This window comes from Salinibaculum rarum, from assembly GCF_030505615.1.
GTDB classification, from domain to species: domain Archaea; phylum Halobacteriota; class Halobacteria; order Halobacteriales; family Haloarculaceae; genus Salinibaculum; species Salinibaculum rarum.
The window spans coordinates 172,001-198,027 of the sequence record NZ_CP129994.1 but is presented as its reverse complement, the minus strand read 5'-3'; the positions used below and the strand labels follow the sequence as shown (position 1 = coordinate 198,027).

At 52.0% G+C, this 26,027-nt stretch carries 19 protein-coding genes; 14 read left to right on the top strand and 5 right to left on the bottom strand.

What is annotated here, in order from left to right:
* Positions 1-86 precede the first annotated feature (86 nt).
* The 4 genes from QYL91_RS16390 (at position 87) to QYL91_RS16375 (ending at position 9,385) form a co-directional block, all read left to right on the top strand.
* Positions 87-4,790 carry a bifunctional RecB family nuclease/DEAD/DEAH box helicase gene (locus QYL91_RS16390; protein WP_302083894.1) on the top strand — a complete coding sequence of 1,568 codons (4,704 nt, stop codon included), beginning with the start codon at positions 87-89 and terminating at the stop codon, positions 4,788-4,790.
* 258 nt (positions 4,791-5,048) lie between these two features.
* Complete coding sequence (locus QYL91_RS16385) at positions 5,049-5,333, top strand: hypothetical protein (RefSeq protein WP_302083892.1); 285 nt, start codon at positions 5,049-5,051, stop codon at positions 5,331-5,333.
* A 116-nt stretch (positions 5,334-5,449) separates the two neighbouring features.
* Positions 5,450-6,010 (top strand): UPF0058 family protein, encoded by a 561-nt coding sequence (locus QYL91_RS16380; protein ID WP_302083890.1) that lies wholly within the window; start codon positions 5,450-5,452, stop codon positions 6,008-6,010.
* 345 nt (positions 6,011-6,355) lie between these two features.
* Positions 6,356-9,385, top strand: coding sequence for a DNA-directed DNA polymerase (locus QYL91_RS16375; RefSeq protein ID WP_302083888.1), 3,030 nt, complete (start codon positions 6,356-6,358; stop codon positions 9,383-9,385).
* Positions 9,386-9,532: 147 nt separating this feature from the next.
* On the opposite strand, the gene QYL91_RS16370 is transcribed toward QYL91_RS16375, so the two are convergent.
* Positions 9,533-10,093: a helix-hairpin-helix domain-containing protein gene (locus tag QYL91_RS16370; RefSeq protein ID WP_302083887.1), complete on the bottom strand. Its 561-nt coding sequence runs from the start codon at positions 10,091-10,093 to the stop codon at positions 9,533-9,535.
* 203 nt (positions 10,094-10,296) lie between these two features.
* Here QYL91_RS16370 and QYL91_RS18230 point away from each other — a divergent pair, with 203 nt between their 5' ends.
* The 3 genes from QYL91_RS18230 to QYL91_RS16350 all read left to right on the top strand — a co-directional run bounded on the left by QYL91_RS18230 (position 10,297) and on the right by QYL91_RS16350 (position 13,675).
* Positions 10,297-12,162 (top strand): ATP-dependent DNA ligase, encoded by a 1,866-nt coding sequence (locus tag QYL91_RS18230; RefSeq protein WP_369685646.1) that lies wholly within the window; start codon positions 10,297-10,299, stop codon positions 12,160-12,162.
* A 90-nt stretch (positions 12,163-12,252) separates the two neighbouring features.
* The gene (locus QYL91_RS16355) at positions 12,253-12,990 is read left to right on the top strand and encodes an FUSC family protein (RefSeq protein ID WP_302083885.1); all 738 of its coding nucleotides are present in this window, start codon (positions 12,253-12,255) and stop codon (positions 12,988-12,990) included.
* Positions 12,991-13,108: 118 nt separating this feature from the next.
* A complete protein-coding gene (locus QYL91_RS16350; RefSeq protein WP_302083884.1) occupies positions 13,109-13,675 on the top strand; it encodes a DUF7549 family protein in 567 nt (188 codons plus the stop codon).
* A 60-nt stretch (positions 13,676-13,735) separates the two neighbouring features.
* Here the strand turns inward: QYL91_RS16350 and QYL91_RS16345 are convergent, their stop codons facing one another.
* Positions 13,736-16,279, bottom strand: a complete 2,544-nt coding sequence (locus tag QYL91_RS16345; protein ID WP_302083882.1) for an ATP-dependent DNA helicase — start codon at positions 16,277-16,279, stop codon at positions 13,736-13,738.
* Between the two features lie 196 nt (positions 16,280-16,475).
* Here QYL91_RS16345 and QYL91_RS16340 point away from each other — a divergent pair, with 196 nt between their 5' ends.
* Positions 16,476-16,916, top strand: coding sequence for a hypothetical protein (locus tag QYL91_RS16340; RefSeq protein WP_302083880.1), 441 nt, complete (start codon positions 16,476-16,478; stop codon positions 16,914-16,916).
* 75 nt (positions 16,917-16,991) lie between these two features.
* Here QYL91_RS16340 and QYL91_RS16335 read toward each other — a convergent pair whose 3' ends face one another.
* A complete protein-coding gene (locus tag QYL91_RS16335; RefSeq protein ID WP_302083879.1) occupies positions 16,992-17,180 on the bottom strand; it encodes a hypothetical protein in 189 nt (62 codons plus the stop codon).
* Positions 17,181-18,274: 1,094 nt separating this feature from the next.
* Between QYL91_RS16335 and QYL91_RS16330 the strand changes: the two genes are divergently transcribed.
* The 4 genes from QYL91_RS16330 (at position 18,275) to QYL91_RS16315 (ending at position 22,220) form a co-directional block, all read left to right on the top strand.
* Entirely contained in the window at positions 18,275-18,547 is a 273-nt protein-coding gene (locus tag QYL91_RS16330) for a hypothetical protein (protein WP_302083877.1), read from the top strand.
* A 253-nt stretch (positions 18,548-18,800) separates the two neighbouring features.
* Positions 18,801-20,609: a putative sodium/potassium/calcium exchanger gene (locus QYL91_RS16325; protein ID WP_302083875.1), complete on the top strand. Its 1,809-nt coding sequence runs from the start codon at positions 18,801-18,803 to the stop codon at positions 20,607-20,609.
* A gap of 142 nt (positions 20,610-20,751) precedes the next feature.
* Positions 20,752-21,249: a transcriptional regulator gene (locus QYL91_RS16320; RefSeq protein WP_465269229.1), complete on the top strand. Its 498-nt coding sequence runs from the start codon at positions 20,752-20,754 to the stop codon at positions 21,247-21,249.
* A gap of 131 nt (positions 21,250-21,380) precedes the next feature.
* A complete protein-coding gene (locus QYL91_RS16315; protein WP_302083869.1) occupies positions 21,381-22,220 on the top strand; it encodes an RIO2 family protein in 840 nt (279 codons plus the stop codon).
* A gap of 19 nt (positions 22,221-22,239) precedes the next feature.
* Here the strand turns inward: QYL91_RS16315 and QYL91_RS16310 are convergent, their stop codons facing one another.
* Together QYL91_RS16310 and QYL91_RS16305 are read right to left on the bottom strand one after the other, a co-directional pair.
* A complete protein-coding gene (locus QYL91_RS16310) occupies positions 22,240-22,962 on the bottom strand; it encodes a GIY-YIG domain-containing protein (RefSeq protein WP_302083867.1) in 723 nt (240 codons plus the stop codon).
* 190 nt (positions 22,963-23,152) lie between these two features.
* Entirely contained in the window at positions 23,153-24,292 is a 1,140-nt protein-coding gene (locus QYL91_RS16305; protein WP_302083865.1) for a hypothetical protein, read from the bottom strand.
* Positions 24,293-24,517: 225 nt separating this feature from the next.
* Between QYL91_RS16305 and QYL91_RS16300 the strand changes: the two genes are divergently transcribed.
* Together QYL91_RS16300 and QYL91_RS16295 are read left to right on the top strand one after the other, a co-directional pair.
* A complete protein-coding gene (locus QYL91_RS16300; protein WP_302083863.1) occupies positions 24,518-25,027 on the top strand; it encodes a hypothetical protein in 510 nt (169 codons plus the stop codon).
* A 262-nt stretch (positions 25,028-25,289) separates the two neighbouring features.
* Positions 25,290-25,907 (top strand): hypothetical protein, encoded by a 618-nt coding sequence (locus tag QYL91_RS16295; protein WP_302083859.1) that lies wholly within the window; start codon positions 25,290-25,292, stop codon positions 25,905-25,907.
* Positions 25,908-26,027: the final 120 nt, after the last annotated feature.

The following is a 26,027-nucleotide window of genomic DNA, read 5'->3' as shown; positions in this document are numbered from 1 at the left end:
ATGCCGAACTTATAACAGCGCGAAACTAGTATCTCGGATAAGATGCGACGAGACACATACACCATTCCTCCGCAAGTGAGTACTGAATGGTGTCCTCTCTCTCCTGCAAATCTTCTATTCAAACCATGGTGAAGAACCCAGACACTCCATTAGAACCGAGCCGTATTGCAAAGTACATCAAGTTGAACAAGTGTTCGCGGTATTTCAAAATCACCGTCGATAAAGATTACAACGAAGAACAAGCATTTGATCGGCCACGAAATGCCTTCCAAGAAGCTGTTACGCGCCGACAAATCATCCAAAAACGCGCCGGTGAAGAATTCGAAGAAGAGGTTCTGCACGATCTGAGCGATATCGTCGATTCAACCATTAGTCTTGATGAACTCGCCGAACACTCCGGGAAAACCAACAGCGGTGAACCACTTTACGCGCCAACTGTCACAAAAGATGTCCTCAACGCCATCACTGCGAACGTTACCAAGGAAAACCCGGTGAACGAATCCTACTTGGTGCATCAACCAGCGTTCCGTGGAGATATCGAAAACTGGCGAATGCGTGGTGACGCCGACCTGCTCTTCACATTCAGGGACGAAGAAACAACGGTCTTTCACATAATCGACGTGAAGATGGTACAGGAAGAGCAAGCGCACCACCAAATCCAGACTGCGATTTACAGCCTCCTCCTCAAAGGTGTACTCGATAATCTCGGCGTCGACGAAAGCACATACGAAATCCGAACCGGTGTGTTAGTCCCTGACGATGAATGGGAGGAACTCTCGCTTCAGACGCTTCCACAATTCACACGACAAACGAGAGAAGGTGACATCATCCGGATGCTGAAAGCAGACGGTGAATTCTCTGCCCTTGAAAAACAGGATTTCAATGACGTGCCGTACCGGATTGATTCGAAGTGCCAGAACTGCCCGCACAACGAGATTTGTCTCACGCAGAGCATCGAGAACGCAAATCTTGAATTGCTCGGTGTCAAGCAAAGTATTCAATCTAAACTCAAAGAAGAAGGGATTGAAACACTGTACGACATCGCCGCACTTGGTGAACCGCCATTCGATGAAGACGAATACATTGATCCGACCGAGACTGGCGCGGATATCGGGCTTGAGCGGACAACTAACGTGTTCGACCGTCTCAGTCGTAATCCGAACTTTAACGCGGATCTGACAGAGCTCGTGCTTCGAGCGCGCACCCTTCTCGGGAAAATTGATGCTGATGATTTCCATGCTCGGAGTGGCTACGGGTACGAATGGCTTCTTCGGAGTGGCCGCAGTGACCTTCCAGAAGATAATCCACACGAGAATTCATTCACAGATTTCCCGTTCAAACACGGGTCAATGATTCGAGTATATCTCAATGCGCAGCACGATGCCGCTCGTGACCGGCTTGTCAGCCTCGGTGCAACCGTTGACGCAACTGTGTCTGATGCTGGCCCGATCTCAATTTCAGAGACCAGCACACAACTCCCAGACAACGAATCAGGAGCTGCATGGGAAGAAATGCGATTGCTGAAAACGTTCATTGGGAAACTCAGCAATGCGATGGAAGAGATTCGCAACGGGATTGACTTGACTGGCACACCATACGACGGAGTGCCATTGCACTTCTACGTGTTTTCGAATGATGAGAAGAGTATTCTCATCGAACGATTGGAAGAACACGCTGCACCGCCCAACACGATTGACGTTGAGAGCACAGCTGACAACACGATCCAAGAAGCAACAGTGTTGCTGAACATGCTGGGGCATCGTAGCGGGCTGGATGAACATATGCTCAGCGTCATCAAAAGCGACGAGATTGATGCGCGGCAAGCCCACCGAACACCATCTCTGGGACTCATCCAAATCGCGGACTATTACCAGCCAGACTCTCTCAATCGGAAATCGCGCACAGACTGGTCATACACGCCAGATGACACCTCTCGACTCCCAAGCAGTATCAATGAAGTTGACCTGACCCGAGTGTTTAACTGGCGACTATTCAATGATCGGCAACCATATCAAAAAGAGCAAAACGAACCGTTATCTTTCCTGTTAGACAAATCCAGCGACGACATTGACGGGTTCTATCCGAATCGCTTCCGGAGTGGAGCGAAAATCCCCCTCGAATACATTTGGGCAGCTGCTGGACGAATCGATGAAGACTGGGTTGAATCCATCAAAGATGAAATCGACGAGACATGGATGATTGAACGATTCCGGTACCACGGGTACAACGCTGACAACAAAGTCCCAATCACTGTTGAAGATATCAATGCCCTCGTCGAAGAATTCACAGACGCGCTCATGCGGATCGACCGAGGAGTGTGGCACAAAAACTACGACCACAGTAAAACTCCAATGACCCTCGAGGAATTCAAGCAAGCAACTGATACTGGTGCGGATACGCTTGCTGAGGCTTGCATGGAATACCTCGGCCTTGAATACACTGCGGATCACGCTGAAACCACACAGCAATACCATGAGCGGCCACGGAATCGGCTTGCAAACGGGGAATCCCTGATTTTCACTGTCGAAGATTTCGAAGAGCGAAACGGGAAACTCCTCGTGCACGGATCCCTCGCCTACGATCTTCTTGAGAACATCAGCTCACCAGAAGAGTACCGAGATGTGATTCGTACAAAAGATGCTACAGCTGGCGGAAGTTCTGGTGCATATCTCACAGCGACACCAGTAGACTCAACTGACGTATGGGAGCCAAACAACATTGAGCGAGGGACGCTCAGTCGTGTTGTGAATCTAGATCAAGCCGCCGACAACTCAGCGTACGAGCTCACCATCGAAATGCACGGCCAATCCTATTACAACGATGACGAGGATGGGGTTCTCTCGCTGGACACACCGCATCGTCGCGGATGGGATACAGACGCACGTGACGATGACAGCTCAGCGTACGCAGTGTACGAAGGTCGCGTGTTTTTCCTTGACCCGCGCCCAAGCGACATCACCGCGAGTTTCACAGAAGACGCCCTCAAACACCCAACAAACAATGATACGTACTCATTGATCGAGGAGCTCCGGAGTGGAGAAACCACATGCCCCTGTTCTCTGCGGTTCTCCGAACAAGACATCGAAGACTTCGTAGATTGGCAAACGAACTGGACGGAAGAAAACCCTGACAACGACTACGGGCTCTTCCCACCGAACACCGCGCAACGGGAGTTCATCACAGAAGCAACGCGTGAATTATCGGTCCTTCACGGAGCACCTGGAACAGGAAAAACCACGGGCGGAATTGGACCTGGAGTTGCAGCACGCGTCTACGCAGCTGGCGTGAATAACGACCAATGCTGCGGATTGATCACCGGAGCAAGTAACAAAGCAATCAACGAAGCGATGGAAGACATCGCAGCAGTCATTGAAGCCTACAAAGAACATGGTGAGAAAGACGTCTTCGACAACCTGCGCCTCATCCGTGTAACCGGCGCAGAGAAACCGACTAATCCAGAGATAGATGTTGACACCGTTCCAGGCGTTGAATACGCGACATACAACGGAGATGACCCCGACGAAGACGTGTGGTACGATCTCAAAAGCCGACTACTCTTCGAAGATGCTGATGAAGACGACGACCCAAGCAGTATCAAGCACACGTTAGTGTTTGCAACACCGATTCGGGCATGGCGAATCTTCGATATGGGCGGGAAACCAACTTCAACTAAACTGCACGAACAAGGTGTCTCTGCGTTTGATCTGCTTGTCGCAGATGAAGCATCTATGCTGTCACCGGCGAAGCTATTCCTCGCAGGAGCCTTCTACGATCGCGGGGGACAAGTCCTTCTTGCTGGGGATCATCGTCAGATGCCGCCAGTGAACCAATACGACTGGAGTAACGAATTCCGACCAAGCGTAATGACGTTTGCACCGTACCTCTCCAGTCTGAATTACGTTCGCCTTCTCAAAGGCGAAGAACTCAAGGTGATATCAGACGATCTCCGTGATCGCATCCAAGTTGCCATTGATCACATGGAACGCGACGAACTCCCCATCCCCGTGACGCAATTCCCAAAATCATACCGGTCACACAAAGTGCTGCCAGAATTCCTGCAACGGCACGTCTACGAAGCAGACGACCTGGAGTACTACTCAGAAAAAACTGAAACGATGGCCACACCATCACCGTCAACACAGGCCATCGCAACGGCGCTAAACGAAGAAAAACCAATCACACTAGTCACGTATGATGGGACAGCTGCACAACAATCAAACCAAGTAGAAGAGCGCATCACGCACTACCTCATCGATGGTCTCCACCCGAATGAGACAAGTGGCGTCGTGACACCCCACAACGCACAACGGAGTCTCATTGAGCAGAGTATGCGAGATCTCACCAACCCACACTCTGATGTGGACATTGATACAGTTGAGCGGTTCCAGGGAGGAGAACGGGACGTGATGCTGATGAACGGGACAGTAAGCGATCCGGACTACATTGATGCTGAAAGCGAATTCCTCCTGAATCTAAACCGCGTGAACGTCGCTGTGAGCCGAATGAAGAAGAAGCTTATCGTCATTGCCAGTAAAAGCATTTTCCGGCACACACCCCTCGATACCGACGAATATGAGCACACGAAACTATGGAAAGGTCTAGCAACAGAACTAGGTGTCTTAGATTCAGATACGAACCCAAGTTGGGAAGGGACACTCAGCGAATTCACAGCAGAACAGCCAGGTTCACTGCCGCGAAACCCACGCCTCGAAGTGTACACGCTCGGTCCAGATGACGAAATGTCATCAATTGACGCAGATATCACTTCCCTGCATAGCTTAGATGGGTGACGAAACCCACAGCAGAGCAAGAACGAACTTTTTTACCGGTAAAACCACTACGTAGAACACAGTTAACCGGGTAGTTAGACAACCAATACTCCCACAGTACAGTAAGTCACGCATCTGAGAAACCAACAGAGACATACATCCGCAATAACCCGTGTGACCGCGCCCAGTGTACAAAATGAAGGCGCGGTCAGAACGCCTCCTGGTGAGTACCCGGGTGCCACAAACCGCGTAAACCACACTGACGCCTATCACACAGCCATGACCCGAACAAACACTCACACCTCACCCGCAACAATCCTAGAGAATACCGTGACAGCAATCAAGAGTGCCGAAGCCGACCACTTGCACGAGTACCATATCGCCACACTCCTTGATGCTGTTACAGAGGTCCGCAAGCACTATCAAACCGTGCCCGACGCTCTTCAAAACCTCGAATCTGACCTCGCAGAAGCATATCAAGAAGGTGAAGACACCGTGCTCAACACGAGCTACATCGAAGCCCAATTGGAAACTACACAAGAGAAACTACCCGCAGCTGAATAGGGTTTACACCATCATCCCGGTCGAATACGTGCCGCCGCGCGTTGTATACGGGATGAACGCGGCGGCACGGGCGAACTGCCCAGGTAGACAGCAGACAACTCCACGAGGCTCAAACTATGAAAAAGAACGAAATCTTCGGGCTACATACACTCCTAGCTCGCATTCGGTACTACTTCGAAGAAGAACGGCCAGACACATCGATCCCAAAAGAAGCATTCAAAGAATACGACTCACTGGATGTGTCAGCAACACACGTAGATGACAACAAGACAGACCACGAAGCTGCTGTCATCACACTAGCAACCGAACTAGCAGCGCAGAACCTTAACAACGATACTACACCCGAATCTGAAGACTCCTACAACACAGAATCAGAAGAACCAGTGGACACCATCGATGCTGATGGTGTTGCTTTCCAAGAGTTCTTCAACGCTGATGCGGATGTCATCATCGGTGTAGATGATGCACCATCTGATGGAGATTCCGTGAAACCCGCATCCAAGACTGAAACCGCATCTGAAGATGACAGCACAACAAGCAAGGAACGCGCCCAGCAAACGCTAACTGGAGAAACAACAACCAACACTACTCAAACCCACGACGGCAGAGATAAAACAAGCGAAACTGACGACGGTCGTGACCAGCAGACACTCACTGAGGGATGGGTGAAAGCATAATTGCGTGTGTCGCGTGTTGCTCAGGTAGCGTGTGAGTGCGCGGCCGTCCAAAGGCAGAGTAGAGACGGCCGCGCTGTGGTGCCCGGGAGTCACAGACCCGGTAACATCTCGGTGCGGGAACCGAACGTACTAACCATTACAGTCTGTACACACAGACACATCCAACTGAGTCAAAGGTGTGAAAACACCTCTCTGAAGTAAGCACCAATAATATTCCCAATAGAACTTATGAGTGGAAAGAACACACACGAGCCCGAGATTCGAACTGACTTACGAGACAACGATACTAACGAGGACGTCAATCCCAGTGCAGCACAAAGTGAGAGTAACTCCACAGATGGTACTATGACAGAATCCGTATCTTCGTCAAGTCCACTACCTGCGGAAGCACAAAAAGCAGCACAAAAAGTCGAACAGCATAATGAAGAAAATGACAACGGGGAGGAAGTCAGACCAGAGAATGAAGCAGCAGCAGTTGTCGGAAACAACTCTAACGATGTCCCAGTACGGTCAGAATCATCTGAGAACGTAGACAACCACAATTCCACCGACAAAGGCAACAACGATAACGACGAACTCGAATACGACGTAGACGATGATGACGTTGACGAGGAAATTGACATTGCGGTAATGCAAATCAGTTACGACACGAAATTCCTCGACAACGACACACAGCGACCCGTACTGCATGTTTTCGGGCAGACTGAAGATGGAGAGCTCGAACACGTCGAAGTGCACGGGTTCAAACCGTACTTCTACGTGCCAATTGACGAGCGTGACGAGGTTGAGGCGGAATCTTGTGTCCGTGGCACTGAACGCGTGTGGGATGAATCTAAGGAACAGTTTGAGACAATTCGTGGGGAAGAAGTTGTTCGTGTCTACACCGAGGTTCCGCGGAATGTCGGACAGATTCGTGACGATTACGAGCACTACGAAGCTGACGTTTTGTTCCCGAACCGGTTCCTTATCGATAAGGACATCAGCAGCGGCGTTCGTGTCCCCAAGAACCGGCAAAACGACGACACAATCAAAGTGAAGGCAGAAAACGTGGAGCCGGTTGAGCTAACGAAGCAACCCCGTGTCCACATGATGGACATTGAGGTGGATGACCGATATGGATTCCCTGAACCAGAGGATGCAGAACAACCGATCATCTGCCTCACATCGTACGACTCAGAAGATAACCAGTACATCGTATGGCTGTACGAAGCGCCAGATGGAGACGGCGAGATCCCGTCGGAGAACGATCTGCCGGACTACGAGTTCCTCAATGAGGAGAACGAAGCGGGGCTGGATGTTCGAACGTTCGAAAGTGAAGAAGCGATGTTGGAATCGTACCTCAGATACATCCATAGGACCAACCCATCGGTTCTCACAGGGTGGAATTTTGAGGATTTCGACGCATCGTACCTCGTAAATCGCCTGGAAAAACTTGATGATGAAAGTGAGAAGAACCTGAGTCCTGACCGGTTGTCACGCATCAATGAAGTGTGGAGCGGCGGGTGGGGAGGTCCTGACATCAAAGGCCGTGTCGTGCTCGACCTATTGGAAGCCTACAAGCGGACGCAGTTCACCGAACTAGAATCGTACCGGTTGGACGCAGTCGGTGAAATGGAACTGGGAGCGAATAAAGAGCGGTACGAAGGTGACATCGGTGACTTGTGGGAGAACGACCCGGAACGACTGCTGGAATACAACCTGCGCGACGTGGAGCTGTGCGTGGAACTTGACAAGAAGCAGTCGATCATCCCGTTCTGGAATGAGGTCCGGACGTTCGTCGGGTGTAAGCTGGAGGATGCACCGATTCCCGGTGACGCATGTGACATGTACGTACTCCACAAGATGCACGGAGAGTACGTCCTGCCGTCGAAAGGGAAGTTTGCTGGGAGTGATGAAGAGTTTGAGGGTGGGGCTGTGTTCGAACCTACGAACGGTCTTGTCGAAGATGTGTCAGTTCTTGACTTGAAGAGCCTTTATCCGATGTCGATGTGCTCGATTAACGCTTCGCCGGACACAAAGGTTGAAAATCCTAAAGACTACGACGACGAGGAGTTATTCCGATCACCCGAAATCAAGAAAGAGGATGGGTCGTCGTTCCGTGTATACTTCGAAAAAGGAGAAGATGGAATGATTCGTGGGATGGTGAATGAACTGCTGAACGAGCGGGAGAAGAAAAAGTCTCTGCGAAATGAGCACGATCCCGATACGAAAGAGTACAAGACATACGACCGTCAACAGGCAAGTGTCAAGGTAGTGATGAATAGCCTCTACGGGGTGCTTGGTTGGGAACAATTCCGACTCTACGACGCCGAGATGAGCGCCGCTGTAACCGCCGTAGGGCGCGAAGTTATTAACTTCACTGAAACCGTCAGTGAAGAGCTAGGATACGAGGTTACCTACGGAGATACGGATTCTGTCATGTTAAGTCTCAAAGATGTCGGGTGGGACGACCTTGACAAAATCCCTGACGGGTTCAAAGAAGAACATCCCGAACTCATCACCGACGACGGCGACCTCAAACTCACCGACGAGTTCCGCAACACTCACCCCAACATGAGTGACGACGAACTGTGGAACCTCCTCGCTACCATCATCAAGACCTTCGAAATCGAGGAAGAGATCAACAATCGCTACGACAACTTCGCCGCCAAGGAACTCAACGCTGACGACCACCGCTTCCTCATCGAAGCCGAGAAACTCTACAAACGCTTCCTGCAAGCAGGTAAGAAAAAGAGGTATGCAGGAAGGATTCTGTGGAAAGAGGGTAAACACGTTGATGACATCGACATCACCGGATTCGAGTACAAACGCTCCGACATCGCACCCGTCACAAAGAAAGTCCAAAAGAAAGTCATCAAGATGCTCGTCACCGGTGAAAGCATCGACGATGTGAAAGAATACCTCAATGAGACACTCCAGGAATTCCGGCCTGATGGGGACATCACTATCGAAGATGTCGGGATTCCCGGTGGCCTTGGACAACCCCTCGAAGAATACGACAACCCAGGTGCACAACCACGCGGAGCACTGTACGCCAACGAAGTCCTCGGGACAAACTTCGGAGAAGGCAGTAAACCGAAACGCGTCTATCTTGAGGGCGTCGATCGGAGTTTCTGGACCGAATACGCTGAAGCCGAAGACGAACTCAACCTTGATGTCACGTCCAACGAGACTTACCGGAACTTCAAGAAGAAACCAGACGTGATCTGTTATGAGTACCCCGACCAAGTCCCACCAGAATTCCGCGTAGACTGGGAGAAAATGCGAAGCAAGACCCTAAGAGGCCCTATCTCTCGCGTCATCACTGCTGTCGGGGTGACATGGGACGAACTCAACACTGACCATGGACAAGCCGGTCTCGCGCAATTCATGTGACCTCTCCAGTCTCCCCTATCATTTTCTTCGATACACCACCAGGAAAGCCCCTCTCAGAACAGTCCACTCTTCTCATCAATCACTCAGTCCGTGAAGGGCGGTGCTCCGCTTCTCAGTTAGCGCTATGTGCTAACCTCTGTATAATCGTCACGAGGAAGCCCATTCAGTGAGTTGCTCCTGATCGTCACCATTGAGTTTGAACTGACGACGAACTTCGCTGATAGCATCACCGGTCACATTCGGGATGGTTTTGAGTCGTGTTGGGCTGGCGTCTAAGATGCGTTCAAGCTGGCCGTACTCTTCGTGGAGGCGTTGCACGGTCACTGGGCCGATCCCATCGACATTCCGGCAGGCAAGACCAATCCATCGACGTTCTGCGTGGGACCGCGTGACGCCCATTGCTTCACGGAGTTTATGTTCCGCGGTTTCTGCGTCAGCAGTACAGTGCTCAACCATTGCAGGACCCTCAATGACATATTCGTTATCAGCAGCGTACCACCAAAGAGAGATGGTAGTGCTGACGTTGTACCATTCGGTTTCGAAGCCATCTGCGGTGTGATTGGCGAAGGTAACATCAGGTCGGCGAGTGTACTCGAGTTCAAGTTGAATGGCAGGGCCGCCGAGTTCACGGGTAGCAGGGCTAAGCACCCAATCATCAGGGAGTTCAAGTTCGAAAAATGGCTCTAACTCGGAAACCACTTCGCCCATTTAAGTAGACATACACACTCTGTTTATAAAGGCGTTTTCCCGGATCGCACGACGAAACGCAATACACTAAGCGGCCCGAAACCCTACACATCGAATACGTACACGTTCCAGGTGCGGCGCACGGCTAAATGCGTCAATGTGACCCGTGCGCCGCAGTGCCAGTAACACGCACTCCACACCACCACAGCCAACTCAAAACAACCATGGATTTCGACACATTCGCTACCGCAGCAGCCGACCTCGAAAGCATCGATGGCGATCTCGAAGCCACAAGCCGCACCGCTGACCTTCTTGGAGACATCACCGATGATGCCGCACTCCGGCTCACCACGCGCTTCCTCCAGGGGCGCATCTTTCCCGGGTGGGATGACCGGAAAATCGACATTGGTGACCAGCTCGCCTACGAAGCAATCGCCAAAGCAGCTGGTGGCACCGCAAATGCCAATGACGTAGAAGACAGCATCGCGGACATCGGCGAAGTCGGCGCTGTTGCCGATGACTACATTTCCAACACGTCAACAGGCCTCGACGCATTCGGCGGTGGTAACACAACGTCACTCACCCTCGATACAGTGTACACGGAGTTCGAACGGTTAGCTGACGTCGAAGGCAGCGGAAGTGAATCAACGAAAGTCAACACGATTGTTGGACTACTCAACAAAGCCTCGTCGACGGAAGCAAAATTTCTCGTGCGACTCGTCCTCGGTGAGATGCGAATCGGTGTCGGTGAAGGAACCGTCCGTGATGCGATTAGCGAAATATACGACATCGAGCAGCAAACGGTTGCTCGCGCAATTCAGGTATCAAACGACTACGGAGAAGTTACGGTTACCGCAAAACATAATGGCGCGAGCGGACTCGACGAGATGTCTCTCGAAATCGGCCGACCTGTCCAAGCGATGCTCGCGCAAGACGGGTCTATCAACGACGCGTTCGACGAATACGATGGCACGGTCGCAGTGGACACAAAATTCGACGGGGCGCGCGTTCAAATCCATACAGACGGCGATGCAGAGACTGAGATTTACTCGCGGCGTCTCGAAGAGGTCACTGCTGCCCTCCCAGAAGTTGTTGAATACATCAACGCAGTCGTAGATGTCCCAGCTGTTATCGATGGGGAGGTAATTCCCGTAGATGATACGAATGAACCTGAACCCTTCCAAGAGATTCTGCGGAGATTCCGCCGTAAGCACGACGTCGAAGCAATGCGTGAAGAGGTGAATGTGAAACTCCTCGCATTCGATGCACTCCACATTGATGGGGTAGACCTGCTTGAAAAACCACTTCAGGAACGGCATGCACAGCTCTGTGAGGTCCTCCCGAGCTGGCGTGATGTGGATATCACTGATCTCAACTTCAACCAAGATGTGACGGTTGATGTGACTGGTGTTGCGGATGCTGGCGGGACACTCGTAGACACCGAGACCACGATGCATGCGTTCGAACCCGGGGCCAGTGAACATCCAATCATTATCGAAGACGAGTCGGATCTCCCGATTTCATCTGCGCGTGAACGCGCCGTGTACCACGGGCACTCAAACCTTCGAGTCGTTAACTCAGCAGATGATGCCGCTGACATCGAAGCTGAGGCACTGGAATCTGGACACGAAGGGATTATGCTGAAAAACCCGGATGCAACGTACACGCCAGGGAAGCGCGGAAAGAACTGGCTGAAAGTCAAACCGGATGTGGAAACACTTGATTTAGTTGTAACAGGAGCAGAATGGGGCGAAGGACGGCGTGCTGAATTGCTTGGCGCATTCATGTTGTCGGCGAAAACCGATAGCGGATATGCAACGATCGGGAAGGTTGGGACTGGGATAACTGATGAAGAATTGGAAATGCTCACAGAGCGGCTAGAACCACACATCACGAGCGAGGATGGAACGAAAGTAGAGATTGAGCCAGCCGTGATCTTCGAGATTGGGCACGAAGAAATTCAATCATCACCAACATACGAAAGCGGATACGGGCTTCGTTTCCCGCGGTTCATCGGCATGCGTGATGACATCGGACTCGATGATGTTGACACCGTTGAGCGGATCACAGAACTTGCTGAAACCAACTGACGAGTACCTGCGGTTGGATTTATGTGAGTGCCCAGACTATACTTAGACAACGCGTGATTTGATCCGCGTAATGCATGCACGTCTCTAAGTATGTCAGACTCCAATTCGAGAAATTCGTCGGACACTGACACCCCATCATCAGTATACGAACTGTTACAGCTGCCACCGGCAAGTCAAGCAAGCGCGTACCCAGAAAGTGGAACGCCAGGGGTGAATACCGTGCGTGTTGGCGCGCTTGAAGCAGACGATGTGATTCCACGCAGCCCACCGATGCTCAAGCAAGATGTCGAAGAAACAAAGCAATTGTGGGAGCGCGGACATCAAATCGCACAAGACCGCCACGCTCGCGCTGTGCATATTGGTGAAACCGACACAACAAACAACTCAAAAACTCCGAAATCAAACAACAGTACGGATACCTCACCACCACAGTCAGTAACTGAGTCAAACGCCGAATCAAGCTCTCAAACCGGATTAGATCTCGGAAAAACACCAGACAAAGAACCAAATCCGGATGCAGATAATAGCTCAGACATAGATGTACAACCAGAGAATTCCCCGAACCCACCGAACATAGACTCCGATACTGAAGGGATGGCAGAGTGGGTCGTTATGGGCGGGATACTGTTAGTGGCCTCATTTGGATCAGCAACGTATTTCGGTGGAATACAGATGGGCGCCGGGGTTCTCACGGGAGCCGCCGGTGTGGGCCTCATCTACGCATTTGCCGACGCCGAAACAAACGAAGACATCGTGTTCATGCTCATTGGCGTACTCCTATTAGTGTTCGCCGCTGATTTCTTTGAACTCATCCAACTCGTCTTCTAAACGAAAGCAGCGCGAGTTCCGCGCCCGTGATACCTCAGATGCGTGTGGTCTCGGCTATCACCAGCACATCACCCCGGTCTAACCCTTAAGTTTTAGTTGTGGATACACACCAACGACGATGCTAGAGTCACTCCGCAAAGAGCCACTCACTGCAACTTTCGGCCGGGAATGGGTCGGTGAATCACTAGAAAATCCGCTAACCGTTGTCCTCATCTGGGTTTCCGTACTTATCCCGTGGAATATTGGGTTCATCACGCAGAAATACGACTTGTACTACGTCCGATGGGCATACCTCGAATTCGGGAATCTCTTCCGGGGGCCCGGAACAGAAATTCTCCTCGTTAACCAAGCCTACGAATTTCAAACCGGGAACGGACTATTCACAACGGGCTACCTGATCTGGGGGATTGGTACTGCTGTCTTCACCATCGCGGTGCTCTACAGCATCGCGCTCTTCATGTTTGAAGACCGCGTCGCACCGTTCGCCCGTCCTGCACGAGTTGGTGGTGTCCTTCTCACTGTGACCGGCGGCGCGTTTCTCCTCGCAACAGCATTCATCTACCAATTCGGATTACCAAGTATCCAGATCCCACTCGGAGCATTCATGTTGGTTTTCTTCGGGTATGTTCTCCTCACCAACAGCCCTGAAGAAACTGGTGAAGACCCACACATTATCGACCGGTGACTTCCTTCCCGCGCTGAAACACGATGAATTCTCTCGGACTTTCGTAACGCAGAGAAGGAATTACTGCGATCTCCAGAACTCTTCTAACTCTGCACGGAGTGTGTCCGGATTATCAACGACATCGTAGTCATTGCGCTCAATTTCCGAGAGGTATTCTCGGACTGCTTCTTGGTCGTCTAGACTACAGTACCGTTCATCAAGTAAGACTCGGACACCAACGTCTTCAGCGCCGCGGATAACACGCCCTAGCGCCTGCCGTGACTTCCGTACTGCCGGCACGGTCAGACCGTACTCGAAGCCTTTCTTATACCCGTAATCGTCCTTGTAAGCAGTGTGGACTGCCTCCGTCTGAGGTGACCCCACGTTTTCGATTGGCACGCCAGCCACCACGCACGCATTCAGCTTATCGCCATCATAGTCCACTCCCTCAGTGAGTGTCCCGCGAAGACTCGTCAAGAGAACCTTCCCTGGCCCGGTGAAGAACTTTTGTTTCAATTCTTGCGTGACCTCTTCTGTGCTGGACTCATCCAACAACACCGGTTTGTCCACGGTGTCTCGATACTCCAGTAAGTCAGCTGCCCACTCGGCTTCTGCATACGACGGCATGCACACCAGCACGTTCCCAGGTGTCGTCTCCACAACTGACAAAATCGCCTTTGCGTATTGGCGTCGCGTTTGCGTGTTCTCCGCGACATCTCCACGGTTCGAATACGTGTACGCTGGTAAGTCAACTGCCGCAGAATACCGGTTCTCCTCTGGGAAACTCACATTATACGTTCGCTGCGTCACTGGGCACGTCTCGAATTCAGCAATGTAGTCTAACCCGGTGACTTCTTGGTAGACGTCAAGAGGTTCCAGTGTTGCGCTCATCAGGAGACCGCCGCCAAAATTTTGGAGTCGCTTCCCGATAACGCGCCGTGGCATGCAGTTGTGCAATTGGATTTTTGCCTCGTACTCAGACTGCCAATCGTCTGCCCCGTAGTTAGAGTCATTTTCAAACAGGGTGATTTCACGGAAATACCGCTTGTAATCTCGCTCCCACCAACCCCGGAATAGCTCTGCGGTATCCGTTATAGCGCGGTCATTTGCTGCGCCTTCGTATTCATTAAGCGCGTTCGCAACGGCATCCGCCACTGCTGGGAGGCGCGTCCAGATTCGTTCCGGGACGCCGAGGTTCTCTGCCCACTCTGTAATAGCATCTTGTTGTGGAACTGCCGGGTCGCGGAGTGGGAGTTCGATTGTTTGTGGCGCAGGGGTCAGTCCGGTGGTTTCCCAGCCGGGAACTTCTTCATCAAGATGATCGGTGATAAGATTCCGGAACATGCCTTCGGCACGCTTCAAAAACCGGTACGAGTCCGTCACTTCACTCAGATTCACACCGGCATCTGCTAATGCTTCCAGCACGATGTCATCCGGTGGTGCTGCATCGTTGAGACGATCGTGGTCAGTAAAATCGTCATTGACGGCTGCATCAACGCGTGCAAGCTCGTTCACAGCGCCACGAAACGCTGACATCGACACTTCTTCGGACAAGATACCGCGGACACGCGGTTCCAGCATGTGAGCTTCGTCGCACACAAGGAACGTGCCTTCGTCAATCAACTCTCCAGTTATATTCAGCGTGTTCGGGTCGAATGCGTGGTAATAGTTTGCGATGATGACTTCGGTCTCGTTGCAAAGCTGACTCATCGCAGAATGCGGACAAACACCAGCTTGTACACCAAGTCGAACAACTTCTTCTGGTGTAGTGATCCCGTCTCGAGCATGCCCAGCACGAAACGTCGCATCAGCCTGGCCTTTGTACTCAGCGTAAAACGGGCAGAATGCGTGGTCGCCACTTCCAGGGATGACAGCATCATAGGGCGACTTAACACCCTCGGTACTCCACCCGCCACCCTCGGATTGCCGGACGCCATCTGCGAGTTCAATCCCTGTGATCGAATCGTCGCTGATGAGGTCTCGAGTGTTCCCACGGAGCCGCCGACATTTTCGATTCGTATTACTGCGGGTGAATCCCGCTGTTTCCTCACGCGCGTACGGACAGACGTCAGTTTTCCCGACAAGAGTAACAGCGGTTGCTGGTTCCGTCCCGGGGGCAAGATTCTGGTTAATGATACGAAGATCATCCTCGAATTGCCGGAGTTGTTGCTTAACACTCGTCAACACCATAATGCGCTGGTATTGCGTGTTTGGATCGCGGACAAGCGCTAACCCGGCAGTGAGCGCAATCATCGTCTTCCCAGTCCCACATCCGCCTTCAATAACACTGTACCCGCGGTCAGCACCCACACGCTTCACATGCTGAATCGCATCTTCCTGGTGATCATACGGCTCTGGATGGCCGAAAAGACGACGCCAAACCGGAGTGTCATCATCCGGTTCTTCAAGGACTTCAGCCGGAAATTCATCACGCCGATCATTGTATTCGGTACCGCAATGACCACAGGCATGATACGCGAATCCAAGTTCATCATCATCAGTGCCGCCTGGCGTTTTCGGAAGCCAATTCGGCACGAATTCATCTTCACCGCATACCTCGCATTCATCAGGAGTGTCCGGAAGGGTGTCAGGGCCGCGCGCAGATTGTGTTTTGTTACTTGACATGGTAGAGTCTGTGTTAGGCGAGCAATTATCCCTCTCAAGAGAGAGGTGAACGACGGTATCGCAGAATACTGGCGGCAACTACAAAAGAACAGGGGTGGGGTCAGAGTGGGAGAAACACGCGAAATCGTAACAAACCGGCTTATAAAAGTCTAAAACCCGTATCTTCGGATGCACCCCTTCGAGTGAGTAATCACCTATGTCAGACACCACCGACCACAGCACAACCACCGACGACACTCACAACACGAATATCGGCGTGATCACAACCATCGAAACTCCGACCGGTGACCGCATCGACACGCAAGACATCAACCCAGACGACCGCAAAGACTGGTGCGACGCAATCACTGACACAATCAAGACCCTTAACGGGATCGACGAAGTCTTCCTTGCCGGACTCAGCGCCCGTAACCAGAGCGCAACCTTCGAGGTCACCGTTGAATCAACAGACACCGATCACACGTCTAATGTCACAATCACCACGAACCTGCGGCGAATCGCGCAGAAACTCCGAAATACTGTGAAAGACTTCGCTGTGGTGTCCTCATATGAGCTTGTGGATTCACCAATCGCAGTGGACGCACAACGCAACCAATACGAGACCAATTACTACATCATCGACGTCTGGTTGGTATGACGGAACTTCGAATCGGCGTGAGCGAAGCTGAGAAAGGTCCTGTCCTCGGGTTACGAATTCGTCAAAAGAGTGCGGCTAGTCGCCGTTGAGGAAGCGTTTTGATTCTTTGATGCGACTGAAAGGGCTTAGGAGCGTTTCGGATTCGCGTCTGCTGATAGCCTCAGGGTTGTTGTTGACGATTTCGTTGATGTCTTCGTATTCGTCGAGGATGTTTTCGATGTGCGATGCGAGTTCCTGCCGAGGTGCGTCCTCTGTAGTACTCATTCGGGAAGTAGTTGGTTTGGTCTGCATACGAGTAATTCTATTGGTTGGGTCAGAGTATTTTGGATGCACGAACGCAAACATCGGTCACAGATTTTCAGCGGAGATGCTGTGCATCAAATCCCCGGGTAATTAAACGACTCCGCAGAGTATGATGGTATGAATCGATGCGCTCGGTATACAGGCAGTCGATAGGTACATGATCTATGACAGAAAACACGTCTCCAGCTGACGATTCGACGAGTACGGAGTCAGGAACGAACGACTCGCCGCAGAGGGTTAACACAGGTGTTCGTCTCTCAGTCCCGATGGCAAGTGGTGTCTTGGACCCGCAACAGCCGTTCAAAGCACCACCAGGTAGTACGGAGTCTAAGAGAGGAGGTAGGAGAGATGAGGAGCCCCGTCGGGGCGAATTCGACGCGTCGGCACCACGGTCATCACAGGCTCGATCGTGTACTGGTCCAGGAGACAATGGTCCCGATCGTGATGCTGGGTATGATGATGAGTCTGATGAACCAGGTCGGTTCGGTGTGACGGATCGGGATACTGCCGACACCGGTGATGCGGATGATCTTTCGAATCGTGGTTCAAATCGGTCTGAATGGGGGCCAGGTGATGAGTGCCCAGTGTGTGGGAGTACAGCCATTGGGGCCTGGGAAGTGCAGGAAAACGATTACTCAGCTGAGAATGCATCGATGCAGCATGAGAAGAGTGGTGATGTTGTTATGGGGCTGAAGTACTGGTGTCGGAACTGTAAGACGACACTATATCAGCATCCGTTGGCGCGCGAGTTCCTCGAGGACTGAGTGTCTGGATTGGAGGTGAACTGGTCGTAGACCGAATGGTTTCTTGGGGTTTTGGGGGTTTTCGTCGGTGTTCTTTTTTGGAGTGTGATATGTGTCTTGGGTGCGTTGAGTGAGGATTATTTGTGTTGTAGAGGGTTGTTCTAGCAGGATTTTGAGCGATCTTACGGGGCGTAATCTCACAGCCACCAGTAATTTTCTTGGTACTATCCCAACCCACCCAACCGCTGTCTTGCGATTTTCGTTTCCTTCCGCAGCAAAACTTATAACCCCAGACTTTATAGCACTACATGGATGCAGACCGCAAAGCACTCCGCGCCCACGCCCGCCGAGGAAACTCTCGACCTCGCCCTCGTGAGCAGCAGCCTTGCAGCTCTCATCACAACCTACGCCCTCATCGCCTGGGTCGGTCTTAACAGCATCCCTGCCATCATCGCAATCATCACCTTCGACATGTTCGTCGTGTTCCTGGTCGTGCCCCACGCGATCGCCTACTGGCTCAACCGGGACATCGACAAACTACTCACCGGTGACACGCACCCCTGCTACGACCCAGCCGACGAATAACCCATTCACTGCCCTCGAGGGTGTCTTCCCACCGGCCTGTTTCTCACTCACAGCCAGTCAGAAATAATCGACACTGACAAATCAAACGCTCCTGCTGATGACAAAGTCATTCAATATGTCCGGTCGGAAAATGCAATGGGGGCGCACTGGATCACGTTTCATCGGCCTGTTCAAATAGTCGGGATTTACCCGGTGTCTCAAAGAAGGACGCGGAATAACTCTTTTCCGGAGCTTCACCTTACATAATAGTACCATGGTCACCCCACCAGCTGAGGATTTACCTGACGTGTGGGAACAAACCATCACGGAGGGTAGTGTCACGATCACAAAGCAACCACAACCACAACACTACGAGATTCCCGCAGTCCAATTCACAATTTCATCGGACCACGACGAACGTGTCCGTATCCAATTCTTTGATGAACTCCCAGATGCCGTCGACGGCGATTTCGTCGGATTTCATCCTGACTATCACCAAGAGAACTGGAGTGTCTACTCTGACGGATACGTTGGGTTCCAATGCGAGCTTGCGCCTGGGGAAACCCAAAACACAATTTACGGATTAAATACAGACGACGCAACTCGACTCAATGAGTTCGATGGTGTTCCTACAGTCAATGAAGTAACTCCAGTGACAGCAGCAGAGTCCCCGGATTCTAAACCAAGAAATCACGAATCTGAGAGCTCTGGGCACAGTCACTCTCCGCCTGAAACAACCACCAACGAAGGCGAAGCCAGGAATAACGAAAGTACGTCAGATACTGAGGAAATAGTAGAAAAACGGGTTGTAAAGGAGGGTGGGGGAGGGGAAGAGGGTGATGAGGGGAGTGACCGGGGTGGTGAAAGCGGTGAAGATGACACGATTCAGGGGAAAGTCAGAGACGGAGATGCTGGTCTGTTCACGCCAGAAGGGGAGGACAATGAAATTGGGCATGATGAAAACGAGGTGCAGACAGATGAGCCGGGAGAAGTGAGTGAAAACGAGAACTCGGACTCACCGTCGTTTGATCCAGATGACTCCCAAGACTACGAAGGTTCGGAGAACGGTGAGCTTGGGTTGTTCGGCAACCAGACCGGTGCGACAGATGAAGACGACACTGAGGAGGATTCCGGGGTGGAGCATGGCGATGATTCTGAAGGGACTAGTACTAGGAGTGAAGAGCAGGATCGAGGTGACCCTCCAACAAGGTCAATTGGAGATGGGGGAACCAAAACGAGCACTGGGGATGCCGAGAGCGTCTCGGTGACTGAATCAATTCCAGGTGATGAGGAAAAACCCGGAGCAGACAGTAGTACAGGCGACATGACGACTGCGAGTGAGGGTGAGTCAGGAAACAGTAGTGAACCCTCAACAGATCTTGGAGACAATATGACAAGTGATGAACACACACCCGCGGAACAGTCCACTCTAGGCACGAATAACCAAGCCAACCCAGAAGACGAAACGGACGAAAATGAAGAAGCAGCAAAAACAGAGACGGAAATAGCAGAAGTCAGCCTCAAAAACGACGCTGACACTGAATTTGACGACATCATCGAAGCGTCATTCGAACCGAACACAATAATTGAGCCAAACCGTGCGTCGCTTGCAGACCGAATTATTAGAGGTGGGACGACAGGAGAGAAGAGAGACAATGATGAACCATCGGAAAGCATGTTTTCGTCTGTCTCTGGACTTCTTTCGGATGATGAATCAAAGAGGTCGGGAGAATCAGAGAGTTCGAGGGAAGCTCGCGTGAATCTCTTTGAAGAGCTAGCAGAATTAGAAGAAGCAGTGAGTGAGCTTCAAGACGACCATGCTGAGACACGGGATGATCTCGGTGAAATTGCTGCCGCGGTGGATGATCCCACTGTCACGGTAACCGGTGATGTTGAAGGCGTCCTCACACAATTTAACGATATAGAAGGACAACTGAAAGAAGTGAAAGTCGTCATCGCTAACATGAAAGACGACATAATGAGCTTGGAAAGACGAATGAGCAGCATCGAAGATGACTTAGAAGACGTTCAGCAGTGGCAGTCTCACATCAAAGACAATCTTGGCACAACTGAAACTAACTGAATTCGGATGAGTAGTTCAGAAACGCTAAGACATAAAAGTATAGCGCGAATTCATGGAAGTGTACGTGGTGCAGCGACACCAGACCGCTCAGTAGTCACTAAACAGTGAATACAACCCATCTGAAACCACGTCTCATCTGACTATGCCAAAGTACAACGTTTCCAGATCAAACCCGACTTCAAGCACGGCTCCAGCATGCGAACTGTGTGGCGCCGAAGCAACCGACTTACAGACAGCTTCTATCGCTGGTGCGTCAGTTACAGTGTGCAAAGACTGCGACAGTCACAACGACACTCAAGACAAAGACACTCCAAACGCGCGCACCGAACGCACGCAAAAAGCCACTACTGGATCAGGAATCCACGGCGATTCCTCTCACTGGGAAGAAAACGGCGTGGACTACACCGCTGATCCACTCCCACACCTCAAAGACAACTACAGTGATCTCGCGCAAACAGCTCGCCAAGAAGCTGGACTCACCGAAGAAGAGCTTGCTATCGACCTGAACATCTCAACAACCGACGTCATCGCTATTGAGACTGGGCGAGCTATCCAAGCAGGGATTAGTGGGACTACGATCTCACACCTCGAAACACATCTTGACGTCGAGTTAAGAGACAAAACTGACACTCCATCCTGACACTATCACACCATCCTGATACAGCTTACCCGAGTCACCTCATGTTCAACTTACCGCGAATCCGTCCGGAACTCGCCGCTTCAACAGGATGGCGTGCCGTAGTAAACCGTACACTCACCGGCGCGCGGAACGTGCAGATACAAGACGTGAAATCACTACTACCTGACAAGGTAGCCGCGCAAACAGTCCGTCCAACAGCACGCACCGAACTTTTGAGCGTGCCCTTCCACTCTGAGGATTACTACATCCGCGTGTTCACAGCACGGAACGCACGCCTCCATCGATGGCTTACCTGGTGGCGGAACTACGTGAGCTCGAAAAACGAGATCACCACACCAGTATTTCACGGGCACGCAACACCTGAAGCATTCGCTACGTACCAATACGAAGCACTCCGTGATGTCTTCGGAAACGGCGGATGGGTTGCATCCCCAGTTACGGTCGCTACAGGTAACGGGCTTGGTGTTGTTGTCACTGAACGTGCTGACACAGACCCCGGCATCGAAAGCACCGTCCTCGGGTCAGACCAATTCCTGAGCGTCCTCCGGACAGTAAAAACATTCCACATGAACGGGTATATTCACAACGACCTTCCCCGAAATATCTTCCAGAAAACAGCAACCTCACGCCTAGTCATCACAAACCCGGTAGGCGACTTCAAATCCGGGCGAGCACCAGCCGCCGAAGCATACGACCTTATCTGCCTCATGGCATTATTCACACCAACACTGGGTGCCTGGGCAGTAGCCCACCGCGTCTACGACGAATACCCGCTCGAAACATTCGAGCAACTCATCCCGATGGCAAAAACGCTGAAGAAAACGCAATCCCGCACCGATAACTGGGCAGTGCAACGCACAGCGAATGCGATCGCAGAAGTTCTCTACGAAGAAACCGGGCAAACACCAGCAGGCATCAACTTCGACCCAGACTCACCCGAAGAAACCGTGAACCTAGCGGGAGATGCGTGATCACAGTTCTCAGGAGGGGTCACGGCGGAGTTGTTTCAGCAGTGTATGCACGGAGTGTTTCAACAACGCCCGGGTCAAACTCCTCGCCAACATGCCGAACATTCCACAATCCTGAATCTGCAATCTCTTCACGATGACTGTCGTGACCTAACCAGTGGTCTTTGCGCCGATCAACCGCCTCGTCAGCGTAATTGCTGAGCAATCCAATTGTATTCGACTCGATGTACCCACGGTCGCTGTCCTGTCCTGTCGCATCAGGAACGGCCACAATGATGAACGGGAGATCACGAACGTAAGAACTCACCAGTTCCTCCACTGCTTGCTCTTCACGGCGGAGCTCCGGCGGTGTCGCATACCCCTCGCCCCACGTGTCACACTCATCATCAAGGTTGTATCGATTAAGGAGGGCGTGGCCGACGTGTTTCCGAAATACGCTCCCACGGTGGTTCCCACCCCCTTCATATTGCCCGCCTATCGGGCCACGATGCCGGCGTAGACGCGTCCACAACGTGTTGTTACTGCCTTCACGAAGCCCAATTGTCCCAACGCGTGTCACACGCCAGTTGCACGCCGGTGCCTCTGGATCGGTATCCGGTGAGAAGAAAAAATATACACCGCGCTCCGGCCAGTCCATTCGCCCAGAACATTCATTCAACGTATGCATCCCACCGTTCGCCTCTCGAAGATCTGCGAGTGCATCGTACAGCGAGTCAATCGCGCGTTCCCGAAGCGCGGCTGGCATAAGCTGGCCATCAACGCCCTCCTCCTTAAGCTGTACTTCTCAACTCAGAGCAAGTACCCGCCACAGACGAGAAAACCAGTCAATTAACTCCTACAGGCTAAGTCCCCGTCCTCAAGGAAGCCGCGCTAGCGGCTGAGTAGGGTGGGGTAGTTCACCCGGCCTCACTCTGTTCAGAAAAGTGGGAAAAGTGTTAGTCTGATAGTGTTACAGTCCCGATTTCTCGCGTGTTCTTGTGTGGACAAGTGGGTGGCCGCGTCTGCTGTGTCTCAGCATCCGCAAAAACCGTGTTACAGTCCTCACATGCGTACAGGGTGGTTGGAACTTCGACAGCGTTAGCGTTATTTGGGGTGAACAATGCTGCGTCAGCAACATGGAACTCATCGTCTGATTGACTGCCTGTGATTTCAACATGAGTCTGGAGTAACCGGTCTTCAAATTCATCTCTGACTACTCCGCGGTCCATGTGTTCCGCCGCAATCTCGCGCGCATCTTCAACGGAGAAACCGGTGAGACCCTCAGTGAGTTCCTGATCGAAGACTACTTTGTGAGAGGTTTCACCGTCGTGGATTGTCGCGGCGATTCGCAGCATATCCTCGCCGGTGTTACCGCGTGGGCCGTGTTCTGGGCATTGGTTGTGTTGTAGGAATCTGTCGCACGCATCGCACTGTTTGACTAGCCCCGTGGGTTCACGGAATGCCATGATTCTCCCAGTGATCGTTGTGAGATCATCGGGGTGACCAGCTACGTCGAGGATGTCTTCTGCTGAGCGGATGTTCCCCGGAGTGCGAGTTTCAGACTGAGAAGTGTCGGACGTAACGGCCTTTGGTTCGAAACTGACTTCGTATTCGTGTTTCAGTCGCTCCCAGTCGTCCGTGTTGTCTGGAGTCATTACGAGTTCGAGTTGGTCAGCAATAACATGCGCGTGTGTCCAGTCTTTGACCGAGTGTTTCAGGAAGTCTTCATCTGTGATGTTGGTGAACCCAGGGACTGTGCTATCCCCCGCAAAGGAATCATGAGGAAGGTGAACGAGGATAGTGTCTGGCTCGTAGTTCCTATGTTTTTCCTCGTTGAGGAACTGATGAATGTGAGTCGCACAACAGAACGGCTTGTCATCCATAAACACGAATTCTTGATCTCGTTCAAATGGGATTTGCCGGTCGCAATTTTTCGCAGCACAGAACCGCGGTGCGTTATACGCCTCAATTGGGAGATGGCTGACCAGGGAATGTGATTCATTCTCGGTACGACTGTCTTTCTCACTATCTGGTGGCGGTGATGACACCATAGTAAGTACTACTCGACACACCCTCTTAAACATTTGCGATTTCATCGGGTTTGCACTGATTATAATTTGGTTTTGTTGTTTGTTTTGTGTATATGTGTTGTGTTTTGTGTTTTTCTTGGGTGTGAGTGTTGAGGCGGGTATGGTTCTGTATGGTAGATTGGATGTGGTAGCAATGAGGAGTTTCTGTGGTATGCGTGGGAAATCTCTGTGTCGCGCACCTAGACAACCCGAATTCCAAACATTCACGAGTAGCAGACAACTACAGAAAATATGTCGAATCAAGAAAAAGCAACCAGCGCTTTCGCTCTTGAGCCAGGTGCTCACGTCGACGCCGACACCATCAGCACCGCCACCGAACACGCAATCGACCTCCCAGATGACAACCTCACTGTCGTCGCTATCGATGAAGACCCTAGCGAGAACTACGTGGCGCTAGTCCTTGCACAAGACACAACGTACGCTGGGCTCGCTATCGTCCCAAGCGGTACGCAACTCTCCGTCCACGACACTGGCGCATCTCCAGACACAGTCACCGCCACGGACATTGAAACTGTCAACTCGACACCCGACGTGGAGACATTCACACAGCCATCCTATCCGCCAGAAGACGGCGTGCTAGTTGCCCCGCCAACCGGTGACGACATCCTCCGTGTGATCGACCACGACATCAGCCCGAGTCGATACTTCTTCTACGCGCTCGCTGACCCTACCACGGGCAACTTTGCTCGTCTACTCTCCTTCCACGACTCCGACCTCCCACTCCGCACTCAGGGGGAGTAATCCCCTCGACGCACTGATGTGAGAAGCGCCTGCCCGCCTGGTCGGGTTCTGGGCTGGGAATCGGACACAGAGGTGCCACGCTCCCCAGCCCAGACACCACAACTGCAAGTGAAAACTCGGAGAAGTAACCGGGGGAGATGCAGGCGGGCAGGCGGCATCCATCAAAGAAGCGTGCAGATGCCGCCTGCTGTGACCGCTCCCGGCCCGCAGTCAGCCACGCTGGGAACCTGACTGGTCACGCAGCCGCACTGCACAGCCAACTATGACTGACAACAACCACCGCAACACCACAGCAACGCTTGACGAATCGAACGACGTGATTATCTCGGTTGATCTGAGTGAGGTCCCCGAAGAAGTCACCAACTACGCGGGCGATCAACTGCGTGACCGGTGCACGAAAAATGAAATGTTGGAAGCTACTGGACGTGTCTTCGGTGGCGGGGGCGTGCACCGTGACTACGACGAGCATTACGTTGTGCTGCACCGCACGGTTCTTACGGAATTATTCTACAGAACAGCTCAAGAGAAAATCCGGGGCATCGAGTGGGAGGTCGAACACGATGAGCGCCATGACTTCACGTACGACGATGTGCGGCGCGCTCGGCGCGCGCTCGATGCAGCGTTTGACTCTGCCGAAACCAAAATTGGCCTGAGCGCGTTTCCCGAGGAGGTCGTTACTTACGGATTTGAGATACTTCAAGAACGAATTGGTGAGTGGGAAGAAATCAAGCAAGCACGTGATCAGGTCGAAAATAGTACTGGGATGCAGTGGGACTACGATGAGCAACGCCTCGAGTTCACCACAACGATCGTCACACACCTTCTCTATGAGAGTTTAGCTGAGGCAGAGACTGACCTCGAATCAAACCACGAGAGATGACGCCACCGAACCGCAGTTAGTTTTCAGGAGGTGTCGTGCTGCACTACTGTTCGACGCCTGTTTGTCGGGCAATTTCCACACTTCTAATGCGACACGGCGGGTATCTATGGATACAATAAC

What these genes read in the sequence shown, in the direction of transcription:
- QYL91_RS16300 (WP_302083863.1), top strand. Translation starts at nt 24,518, where the DNA reads ATGTCGAATCAAGAAAAAGCAACCAGCGCTTTCGCTCTTGAGCCAGGT.
- QYL91_RS16320 (WP_465269229.1), top strand. Translation starts at nt 20,752, where the DNA reads ATGCCAAAGTACAACGTTTCCAGATCAAACCCGACTTCAAGCACGGCT.
- QYL91_RS16390 (WP_302083894.1), top strand. Translation starts at nt 87, where the DNA reads ATGGTGTCCTCTCTCTCCTGCAAATCTTCTATTCAAACCATGGTGAAG.
- QYL91_RS16295 (WP_302083859.1), top strand. Translation starts at nt 25,290, where the DNA reads ATGACTGACAACAACCACCGCAACACCACAGCAACGCTTGACGAATCG.
- QYL91_RS16385 (WP_302083892.1), top strand. Translation starts at nt 5,049, where the DNA reads ATGACCCGAACAAACACTCACACCTCACCCGCAACAATCCTAGAGAAT.
- QYL91_RS16330 (WP_302083877.1), top strand. Translation starts at nt 18,275, where the DNA reads ATGCAGACCGCAAAGCACTCCGCGCCCACGCCCGCCGAGGAAACTCTC.
- QYL91_RS16350 (WP_302083884.1), top strand. Translation starts at nt 13,109, where the DNA reads ATGCTAGAGTCACTCCGCAAAGAGCCACTCACTGCAACTTTCGGCCGG.
- QYL91_RS16305 (WP_302083865.1), bottom strand. Translation starts at nt 24,292, where the DNA reads ATGAAATCGCAAATGTTTAAGAGGGTGTGTCGAGTAGTACTTACTATG.
- QYL91_RS16370 (WP_302083887.1), bottom strand. Translation starts at nt 10,093, where the DNA reads ATGGGCGAAGTGGTTTCCGAGTTAGAGCCATTTTTCGAACTTGAACTC.
- QYL91_RS16335 (WP_302083879.1), bottom strand. Translation starts at nt 17,180, where the DNA reads ATGAGTACTACAGAGGACGCACCTCGGCAGGAACTCGCATCGCACATC.
- QYL91_RS16355 (WP_302083885.1), top strand. Translation starts at nt 12,253, where the DNA reads ATGTCAGACTCCAATTCGAGAAATTCGTCGGACACTGACACCCCATCA.
- QYL91_RS16345 (WP_302083882.1), bottom strand. Translation starts at nt 16,279, where the DNA reads ATGTCAAGTAACAAAACACAATCTGCGCGCGGCCCTGACACCCTTCCG.
- QYL91_RS18230 (WP_369685646.1), top strand. Translation starts at nt 10,297, where the DNA reads ATGGATTTCGACACATTCGCTACCGCAGCAGCCGACCTCGAAAGCATC.
- QYL91_RS16380 (WP_302083890.1), top strand. Translation starts at nt 5,450, where the DNA reads ATGAAAAAGAACGAAATCTTCGGGCTACATACACTCCTAGCTCGCATT.
- QYL91_RS16340 (WP_302083880.1), top strand. Translation starts at nt 16,476, where the DNA reads ATGTCAGACACCACCGACCACAGCACAACCACCGACGACACTCACAAC.
- QYL91_RS16325 (WP_302083875.1), top strand. Translation starts at nt 18,801, where the DNA reads ATGGTCACCCCACCAGCTGAGGATTTACCTGACGTGTGGGAACAAACC.
- QYL91_RS16310 (WP_302083867.1), bottom strand. Translation starts at nt 22,962, where the DNA reads ATGCCAGCCGCGCTTCGGGAACGCGCGATTGACTCGCTGTACGATGCA.
- QYL91_RS16375 (WP_302083888.1), top strand. Translation starts at nt 6,356, where the DNA reads ATGACAGAATCCGTATCTTCGTCAAGTCCACTACCTGCGGAAGCACAA.